This window comes from Microcystis sp. M_QC_C_20170808_M9Col (genome assembly GCF_007095495.1).
GTDB classification, from domain to species: domain Bacteria; phylum Cyanobacteriota; class Cyanobacteriia; order Cyanobacteriales; family Microcystaceae; genus Microcystis; species Microcystis aeruginosa.
On the sequence record NZ_SFBZ01000232.1, the window covers coordinates 1 to 8,468 of the forward strand.

Consider the following 8,468-nt stretch of genomic DNA (forward strand, 5'->3'; position numbering starts at 1 on the left):
AAGACCAGAACAGAGTAAATCTGTTAAGGCAGGTGCGAAAAATCCTTCGGGAAAGAAGCAGAAACCTAAATCGTGAGGTTTGGGAATCGCCGTCCGTTTTACGGCGGCGAGGATGTCAAGATTGCGTGTTATTGAACAGTTTAATGTTGCTGAGACCGATATAGTATTTACGATAGAAAGAGACGAGATAACCCATCAATTCCAAGACCATGAGACGACCTTCGCTAACGTAGGCCTGCGCTTTGGCCAGGGTGACATCCTGATTTTTTTGGCGTAGGGTGGTGGTATGAATATCCACCACATCGCGAGGACTAGCTTTTAAGAATCCTAACTTATCGGCCAAGCTTCGCAGTCGTTCCGATAGATTATGTTCCACTTTGTATGCTTGTTCTTCTAAAGCTAAGTCTAATAACTCTCCGTAATTTTGGACTAATTCTTGAAAAATATCGGGAATACTCTGCTTTATTGCCTCAGAACCGAACATTTTCGCCGTGATGCTAGTTTGTACTCCCTTGATTAACTGTTCCAGTTCGCGAAATTCCTCTTCCTGTTGTTGATGTTTAAGATTGAGGATATATTGCTGACGTTCGATCGCCACACGAATTTGATAGACTAAAAGACTACTATCGATATTATTTAACTGAATATAACCGTCAGCACCCAGTTGAAAGGCTTTAACGACTAATTTCTCATCATTGCTAGTAGTTTGAACCACTATCGGTATATCAGAGGCTAATTCTCTGGTTTTGACTAGAATATTTAAGCCGGGGGGGACAGAGATTTCCAAGCTTAAGAGGATGAGATCAAATTTCTCCCCTGCTAGTTTTTCGGCAGTTTGCTGTAGATCCTGAGCTTGGGTGAGGGTAAAAGTCAACCCCCCGGCCAGGGAACATTGGGGGGCCTTTAACAGCAATCTCTGGATTAATTTAACAGTCGTCGGTTCATCCTCTATCAATAAAATCCTACAGAGATCCCTAGTCATTGTTAATTGATCGCTAAAATTATCTTTTTTCCCCTACTTTCATAGTACGCCCATCTTTGGGAAACGCAAGGACAAAATCACCATCTAGCACCTGCTATCTCGAAGTCTTAAGTAGGGAGGCAAAATTATTTGTAGGATGGGTTAGCAGTAGCGTAACCCATGCAGGCGTTGGGTTTCATGCTTCAACCCAACCTACGTTCATCTTATATTTAATTCCACCCACCCACTTAAGTAGTCGTGCAAAATAAATTTCCTAGTGAAGAAAGGCAAAAGGGAAAAGGCAAGAGGCAAAGGGGGGGTTAGATATGTGTAATTAATTTTGCTTAGGTACTTATTCTACCGCTTAGGCGCTCGCTGGGGGTTTTCTGTGGCCCTAAGTCGTCAAGTGAAGCATCACTTAAAAATTGATGATCAAGTTTACTGCCATTGAGCGTGAATGCGTGGATGGAGTAAACGCTCAACCGGTTGACCGTTTTTTAAATGTTCTTCGACAATCTGATTGACATCCTCTGGTTTAACACGACAGTACCAAGTTTCCTCGGGAATAATTCTCACCGTGGGGCTAGTGCTACACTGTCCTTGACAACCACTGGTCATAACGATGACATCTTCTGGGAGAGCTGCCGTTTGCCAAGCTAAAAGAAGCTCGGACGCACCCTGCACCAAACAGGAAGACTGCTGACAGACCATCACAAATCGCTTTTGGGGATAAGACATATTACCTAAAAAGTAGAAAAATTAGATAGTTCCCTGGGTATATTCTTGGGGGTCGCTTTGAGGAAGCATACTTTTATTTTGCCCCGAATCCCCGATACTGGCAATACAAAAAAAGGGGGCGAAAAATTAACCATCAATCTTTAAAATAGAATTCGGAGAAAAATTTAGTCAATCAAGAGGGTAAAAGTGGCATTCGCTAGTCATTGGATCATGTTAGGTTTATTACTGGGTTTTGCTGTTGCCCATAGCGGATTAGCCAGTTTACGAACGCGGGGAGAAGCTATCATCGGTGCGCGACTGTATCGGGTATTATTTGCCCTTGTGAGTATCCCTCTAGCCGTGATTTTAGTAGTTTATTTCTTCAATCATCGTTATGATGGTTTGCTTCTCTGGCAAGTACAGGGAGTAACCGGAGTAAAAACCCTAGTTTGGATACTTTCGGCCATTTCTTTTTTCTTTCTCTATCCTGCCACTTTTAACCTGCTGGAGATCGCCGCTATCCAAAAACCGCAGGTTCATCTCTACGAAACCGGCATCCTGCGCGTTACCCGTCATCCCCAGATGGTAGGACAGGTGATCTGGTGTATTGCTCACACCCTCTGGTTAGGGACAAGCTTTACCCTATTAACTTCCCTAGGTTTAATTGCCCATCATCTTTTTGCCGTCTGGCATGGCGATCGCCGGTTAGAAGACCGTTACGGAGAGGCATTTTTAAAGGTCAAAGAACGCACCTCGGTGATTCCCTTTTTAGCGATTATCGATGGTCGGCAAAGCCTAAAGTGGCAAGAATTCCTTCGTCCTGCCTATCTAGGAGTAACAGGGTTTATTTTACTCCTCTGGTGGGCGCATCCTTGGCTAATACAAGCAACAAGTAAAATTTATTGGTGATTTTGCTCCCAACCCCTTTCCTGTTGATCCCGATTGGTGTAAGATGGTTTTTATATCAAAATTAAGTTTTCATAAAATACGTTTAGACATGATATTATCTGTCAACGAAAAGAGCTTCCCTAAGCTAGTTTTAGAGTCTTCTCGTCCGGTACTCGTGCATTTTTGGGCTCCTTGGTGTGGTTTATGTCGTTTAATCCAACCCACCCTCTTGTCTTGGCAAAATGAGTGTCAAGATGCGATTCAATTAGTCGGTGTCAATGCCGATGAGAATTTTCAATTAGCTAATAGTTTTCGTCTGCGTAGTCTGCCTACGTTAATTCTCTTCGATCAAGGTGTTCCGGTTCACCGTCTGGAGGAAATTCACAGTCGCGAGGAATTGCAACAAACCCTGCGACTAATAGTCAAAAATCAAATCCCGCGTTCAGCTTAAGGGAAAGATATCTTTTCTGATGGGTTCTGTGGTTAAAATGTATTCTAAGATACGGTAACGCCGGTGGGTGAGTGGAACGAACCACTCCAGACACAGAGAACACAAAGATCGATCGCTCCTATATCAATTAAACTTATCACACAAAGAATAAGAGAGCCTCTGATGGGACTGGCAGAGATAATATAATAGGACAAAAAGTAGATAATCCCAATTCCTACAACTCCCATAGTTCCCCCAGTTCAAAAAATTAGGAGGCTTAAAAAAATGCCGATTGGTGTGGCTGAATTTGTCGAAAATCAGGAAAATCGCTGTCCTGTGGTACTACTACTAGATACCTCTGGTTCAATGTCAGGGGAACCGATTAAGGCTCTCAATGATGGTATCAAAACCTTTCAGCAGGATGTGATGCGGGATACCCAAGCGACGTTGAGTGTAGAAACCGCCATTGTTACCTTTGGTAATGGAGGGGTTAAAACCGTGCAAGATTTTGTCGGGATTGACCAATTTACGCCACCGACTTTAACCGCAGGAGACTTAACTCCGATGGGAAAAGCGATTGAATTGGCCTTAGATTTAATCGAAGATCGTAAAGCGATTTATAGAAATAATGGTATCCAATACTATCGTCCCTGGATATTTTTAATTACTGATGGTGCGCCTACGGATCAATGGAATCTGGCAGCGCAACGGGTAAAACAAGCCGAAGCAGAAAATCGGGTTTTATTTTTTTCTGTAGGTGTTCAGGGGGCCGATATGGAGAAGCTCAAACAGATTTCTAATAATCCCCCCGTGTTACTCAATGGGTTAGATTTTCGGGATTTATTTCAGTGGTTAAGTAACTCAATGAAACGAGTTTCTGGTGGTAAAATTGGAGCGGCGATCGATTTACCACCCGTGAATTGGGGACAAATTACCACCTAGAGGATAGTTAATTATGTGGAGAACATTATGTCAGTCGGTGGTCGGTAGTTTTCACGTCCAAACGGGATTACCCTGTCAAGATTATGGTGATTATAAATTATTGGGTCAGGATGTTTTGATTGGAGCCGTGGCCGATGGGGCCGGTAGTGCCAAACGTTCGGATTTGGGTGCGAAAATAACAGTTAAAGCAGCGCTGCAATTTTTAGAGGATAAGCTCAAAAAAACAGCATTAGCTGCCACTGGAACTGAAGCGGAATTAAAGGAAATATTCCGGCGACTGTTGGCTTATGTTCAGCAAATTCTCCAAGAAGAAGCCGAAAAAGAACAGTTAGACATTAATGATCTGGCGACAACTTTACTGGTTGTTTTGGTTACTTCAAAACGATTAGCAGCGATGCAGATAGGAGACGGTTTTATTGTGTTCAAACCTCTGGGAGGAAATTATCAGTTATTGTTTCAGCCTGACAAGGGGGAATACATCAATGAAACCACTTTTGTTATTTCTAGTAATGCTTTGGAGGAGATGCAAATAAAAGTTTTAACCGAGCCAGTTGCGTTTATTTGTGTGGCGACAGATGGAGTGGAAAAGGTATCGATCGATTATAAAAATTGGCAGCCTTTTCCGCCTTTTTTTAAGCCATTAGAGGAATATTTGCAACAGACAGAAACTCCGTTGCAAGAAGACCTCAAAGAATTTTTAGAGCGGGAGGATTTAAATAAGTTAACAACCGATGATAAAACCTTACTCCTAGCTTTTTGTTCAGAAACCGGGTTTGTTTGACAAACCCGGTTTCTGGCTCTGGTTCAACCCAACCTATGATAAGACTATGGACTAAGTAAATCATGAAAATTGACGAATTACTCAAAAACAAACGAGAAAAAATTATTGCTATTGCGGCTAAACACGGCGCAAATAACGTGCGAATTTTTGGTTCTGTCGCACGGGGAGAAGCTGACGAAAAAAGCGATATTGATTTATTAATTGATTATTGTAGCGAACGTCGGAGTCCCTGGTTTCCTTTGCCGTTAATTCGAGAACTCGAAGCTTTGTTAGGCTGCAAAGTTGATATTGTTACCGAACAGGGACTTAAAGATAGAATCAGAGAGCGGGTACTAAAAGAAGCAATACCCCTCGCTCTAATAAAACTCGTATAATCTCAATGAGAAAGGCAAACAATCGTGAGCAAAAAATCTATCAAAAGCGACTTGAAGAGAATTGATGCGATGACGGATGAGAATATCGATTATTCTGATATTCCGCCATTAGGTGATGAATTCCTTACCCAAGAAACAGTATCTTTTTCGACATCAAAGCAGCAATTAACTATACAACCTATGGCAGATTTAATCGTCCGCAACATCGATGAAGCCATCGTCAAAGCTCTCAAAAAGCGAGCCAGCCAACACGGGATCAGTGCCGAAGCCGAACACCGCCAAATCTTAGAAAAAGCCTTGCTGCAACCGCAACGAAAATCCCTAGCAGAGGTGCTACGCCAGATTCCCAACGTTGGCAACGATTCAGACTTTGATCGCGTTCAAGATGACACAGCCAAACCAGTATTTGATTGATACTAATATTATTAGCGAATTGCGTAAAAAAAGCACAGCCAACCCCGGTGTCCTGCAATTTTTCCAGCAAGCTGTCGAGCAATCCGCGCCGCTTTATCTTAGCGTTATCACTATTGGCGAACTGCGGCGAGGAGTTGACCTGATTCGACATCGTGGCGACCAACACCAAGCCGAACTGTTAGAAACCTGGTTGCAGACTGTTTTGGAAGACTACACCGACCATATTCTAGATTTCACAGCACTTGAAGCCCAAGTTTGGGGCAAATTGCGCGTTCCCAATCCTCATAATGCTCTAGATAAAATGATCGCCGCTACTGCACTCACCTACGGCTTAATCCTAGTCACCCGTAATGTGAGTGACTTCGCTGGCACAGGAGTTCCTATAATCAATCCTTTTGAATCAGTGGTCAGTTCCTGACTACCAACTCTAGTTCCCATGAACAACAAGGTATTGATATAAATATTATTTTTCACAGGCTACTTATATAAATTTTTCTGAACAGCACAAATACTCGGAGATTTTTTGATGTCTTTAACTTATCGCTGTCAACTACAGAATCGCTGGATTACACTGACGCAAGAAATGGCCGACAGTGGCGAAGCGAAAGTATGGCACACTAACTTTAATGGGTACTTAGCGAAAATCTACCACAATCCCCATAATGAAAGGGTTGATAAATTACAGTTAATGGTGAGAAATCGCCCCAGTGACCCTAATGCTAATCTTAACCATATTTCCTTCGCTTGGCCCTATTCTATCTTGGAAGATAACCAGGGAAAAGTCGTTGGTTTTTTAATGCCAGAAGTGGTGGGTTCAGAAACATTATTAAAGCTTTGTACGCCCAAATTGAGAAAACAATACAAGTTAGAAACTAATTGGTATTTTCTTCATGTAGTAGCGCGGAATATAGCGGCTATTATCCAAGCAATTCACCTTAAAGGTTATGTTTTGGGAGACATCAAGCTAGAAAATATCTTAGTGAATAATCGGGCGTTGCCTACAATTATTGATACAGATTCATTTCAAGTATCAGATCCGGATAGTAGTAAAATATATCGGTGTTTAGTTGGCTCAGAAGGATTTACACCGGCGGAATTAATTGGAGTGAATATAGCAGATGTAGATCAAACAGAAGTGCATGATCGCTTTCGATTAGGAGTTGTTATTTATTATCTATTATTTAGCGGGCCGCCGTTTCGGGGATTGTGGCAAGGAGGAGGGGATTCCCTGGAACAGTCGGAACTAATTCGACGGGGACTCTGGCCTTTTTCTGGGGATAAATTGCTTGTACCTAGTAATACCACCATACCATTAAATATTTTACATCCCGACTTACACGCCTTATTTTTGCGCTGTTTCAATGAGGGACATAAATTCCCCCAGAGACGACCGACGGCTAAGGAATGGCGTGGTACTTTGGAAGCTGCACTAAATGAGGTTATACGCTGTGGCAAAATTGATAATCATTACTACAACCACAGTTACGGAAAGTGTTATTGGTGTGAGCGATTTAGTGATTTAAATTTTGATATTTTTCCGGGTAAAAGTATCGCTACTGTGACACCTACACCGTCACCTAAAGTAGCGCCTCCACCGCCCTCTTCGCCACCACCTCCCCCAGCAAAGCTAACTATATTTACCGAAAACCTACCCAAGGGAATAACACTGGAGATGGTAGGCTTACCAGCAGGTCAATTTCTCATGGGATCTCCTGACAGCGATCCCGATGCTTACCAGAGCCAAAAGCCTCCACACCAAGTTCAAGTAAACAGTTTTGCGATTGGCAAATATCCAGTGACTCAGGCACAATATCAAGCGGTAATGGGAACCAATCCCTCTCGGTTTAAAAATTGGTTTAAAAATAATCCCCAAAATCCAGTAGAAAATGTTAGCTGGAACGATGCTCAAGCCTTTTGTCAGAAATTGAGTCAAATAACAGGGAAAACCTATCGCCTACCGACGGAAGCGGAATGGGAATATGCTTGTCGTGCGGGGACAACCACTCGCTTTTATTTTGGTGATGATGCCAATCAGTTAGGAGATTACGCTTGGTATAAAGGAAATTCTCAGGATAAAACTCATCCTGTGGGCCAGAAAAAGCCCAATGGTTGGGGAATCTATGACATGATTGGCAATGTTTGGGAGTGGTGCGAAGACAATTGGCACGATAACTATATCGGAGCGCCAAAAGATGGCAGTGCTTGGCTGATAAGGGATAATGATTATCAAATAGTGCGGGGCGGTTCTTGGTGCTACAATCCAGCTTACTGCCGTTCCGCTTACCGCTTCGACTTCGGCTACCGCCGCGACTTCAGCAATGACTACTACGGTTTTCGGGTGGTGTGCGGTGCTGGGAGGACTCTGTAACCCTTATTCTCTTTTTACCCTTTTTTACCCTTTTTCTCTTTTTCCCGCCCTTAGGCGGGTCGATTTTTTTTTGAGATATTCTAGATCTCGTAGGGTGCGTTAGGCGGCCATCAATTCGGTCAAAAAACTAAAATTAACAATCCGCCGTAACGCACCAATTTAATAATAAAGTTGGTGCGTTACGCTATCGCGCTTCACACCCTACAAGCGAAGCAGATCGAAGCTGCTGAAGGGGATTCGGTCCAATTTAATAATAAAGTTGGTGGGTTACGCTATCGCGCTTCACACCCTACAAGCGAAGCAGGGCGATCGCTAACTTAAACAGAGGGACGTACCACCCGAATCAACTTTCCCTGTAAGGATTCCTCTCCCCTTACCGCCTCATCGACCTGTGCTGTAAACTGTTGCCAATTACGATTATCGAAAATTTGGGTTAAAACCCCGTCCTTTTAGGACGGCTTTAAGCTACAATGGAACCCACATTCCGCACCCTCAACTGTCACATAAGCTGTCCCCCTCCAGAGACTTGAGTAAAAATACTTAGCTGGTGAAGGTTTTCTCGGTGGCCGTTAGGGGGAGCTTGAGACCCCTAA

Annotated in this window: 9 protein-coding genes and 1 pseudogene; 8 read left to right on the plus strand and 2 right to left on the minus strand. The window is 43.1% G+C overall.

The annotated features are described in order from the left end of the window. Nucleotides 1-115 precede the first annotated feature (115 nt). The gene (locus tag EWV68_RS13600) at nucleotides 116-982 is read right to left on the minus strand and encodes a response regulator (protein WP_002757113.1); all 867 of its coding nucleotides are present in this window, start codon (nucleotides 980-982) and stop codon (nucleotides 116-118) included. A 417-nt stretch (nucleotides 983-1,399) separates the two neighbouring features. After that, nucleotides 1,400-1,705 (minus strand): annotated as a pseudogene (locus tag EWV68_RS13605) ((2Fe-2S) ferredoxin domain-containing protein); the annotation flags it as partial. A 180-nt stretch (nucleotides 1,706-1,885) separates the two neighbouring features. Between EWV68_RS13605 and EWV68_RS13610 the strand changes: the two are divergent. The 8 genes from EWV68_RS13610 (at nucleotide 1,886) to EWV68_RS13645 (ending at nucleotide 7,875) form a co-directional block, all read left to right on the plus strand. Further along, nucleotides 1,886-2,587, plus strand: coding sequence for an NnrU family protein (locus EWV68_RS13610; protein ID WP_287170113.1), 702 nt, complete (start codon nucleotides 1,886-1,888; stop codon nucleotides 2,585-2,587). Nucleotides 2,588-2,675: 88 nt separating this feature from the next. Further along, nucleotides 2,676-3,017, plus strand: a complete 342-nt coding sequence (locus EWV68_RS13615; RefSeq protein WP_287170114.1) for a thioredoxin family protein — start codon at nucleotides 2,676-2,678, stop codon at nucleotides 3,015-3,017. A gap of 264 nt (nucleotides 3,018-3,281) precedes the next feature. Further along, the gene (locus tag EWV68_RS13620; RefSeq protein WP_287170115.1) at nucleotides 3,282-3,938 is read left to right on the plus strand and encodes a vWA domain-containing protein; all 657 of its coding nucleotides are present in this window, start codon (nucleotides 3,282-3,284) and stop codon (nucleotides 3,936-3,938) included. Between the two features lie 13 nt (nucleotides 3,939-3,951). Further along, nucleotides 3,952-4,719, plus strand: a complete 768-nt coding sequence (locus tag EWV68_RS13625) for a PP2C family serine/threonine-protein phosphatase (protein ID WP_287170116.1) — start codon at nucleotides 3,952-3,954, stop codon at nucleotides 4,717-4,719. Nucleotides 4,720-4,781: 62 nt separating this feature from the next. Continuing rightward, nucleotides 4,782-5,093, plus strand: a complete 312-nt coding sequence (locus tag EWV68_RS13630) for a nucleotidyltransferase family protein (RefSeq protein WP_002737618.1) — start codon at nucleotides 4,782-4,784, stop codon at nucleotides 5,091-5,093. Nucleotides 5,094-5,162: 69 nt separating this feature from the next. After that, the gene (locus EWV68_RS13635; protein WP_002757103.1) at nucleotides 5,163-5,507 is read left to right on the plus strand and encodes a FitA-like ribbon-helix-helix domain-containing protein; all 345 of its coding nucleotides are present in this window, start codon (nucleotides 5,163-5,165) and stop codon (nucleotides 5,505-5,507) included. Beyond that, nucleotides 5,479-5,925 (plus strand): type II toxin-antitoxin system VapC family toxin, encoded by a 447-nt coding sequence (locus EWV68_RS13640; RefSeq protein WP_041804214.1) that lies wholly within the window; start codon nucleotides 5,479-5,481, stop codon nucleotides 5,923-5,925. The genes EWV68_RS13635 and EWV68_RS13640 overlap by 29 nt, the downstream gene beginning before the upstream one ends. A 108-nt stretch (nucleotides 5,926-6,033) precedes the next feature. Continuing rightward, nucleotides 6,034-7,875 carry an SUMF1/EgtB/PvdO family nonheme iron enzyme gene (locus tag EWV68_RS13645; RefSeq protein WP_287170117.1) on the plus strand — a complete coding sequence of 614 codons (1,842 nt, stop codon included), beginning with the start codon at nucleotides 6,034-6,036 and terminating at the stop codon, nucleotides 7,873-7,875. Nucleotides 7,876-8,468 lie beyond the last annotated feature (593 nt).

Excerpts from the sequence above, each read along its gene's own strand:
- EWV68_RS13600 (WP_002757113.1), bottom strand. The coding sequence starts at position 982 with ATGACTAGGGATCTCTGTAGGATTTTATTGATAGAGGATGAACCGACG.
- EWV68_RS13615 (WP_287170114.1), top strand. The coding sequence starts at position 2,676 with ATGATATTATCTGTCAACGAAAAGAGCTTCCCTAAGCTAGTTTTAGAG.
- EWV68_RS13620 (WP_287170115.1), top strand. The coding sequence starts at position 3,282 with ATGCCGATTGGTGTGGCTGAATTTGTCGAAAATCAGGAAAATCGCTGT.
- EWV68_RS13625 (WP_287170116.1), top strand. The coding sequence starts at position 3,952 with ATGTGGAGAACATTATGTCAGTCGGTGGTCGGTAGTTTTCACGTCCAA.
- EWV68_RS13630 (WP_002737618.1), top strand. The coding sequence starts at position 4,782 with ATGAAAATTGACGAATTACTCAAAAACAAACGAGAAAAAATTATTGCT.
- EWV68_RS13635 (WP_002757103.1), top strand. The coding sequence starts at position 5,163 with ATGACGGATGAGAATATCGATTATTCTGATATTCCGCCATTAGGTGAT.
- EWV68_RS13640 (WP_041804214.1), top strand. The coding sequence starts at position 5,479 with ATGACACAGCCAAACCAGTATTTGATTGATACTAATATTATTAGCGAA.
- EWV68_RS13645 (WP_287170117.1), top strand. The coding sequence starts at position 6,034 with ATGTCTTTAACTTATCGCTGTCAACTACAGAATCGCTGGATTACACTG.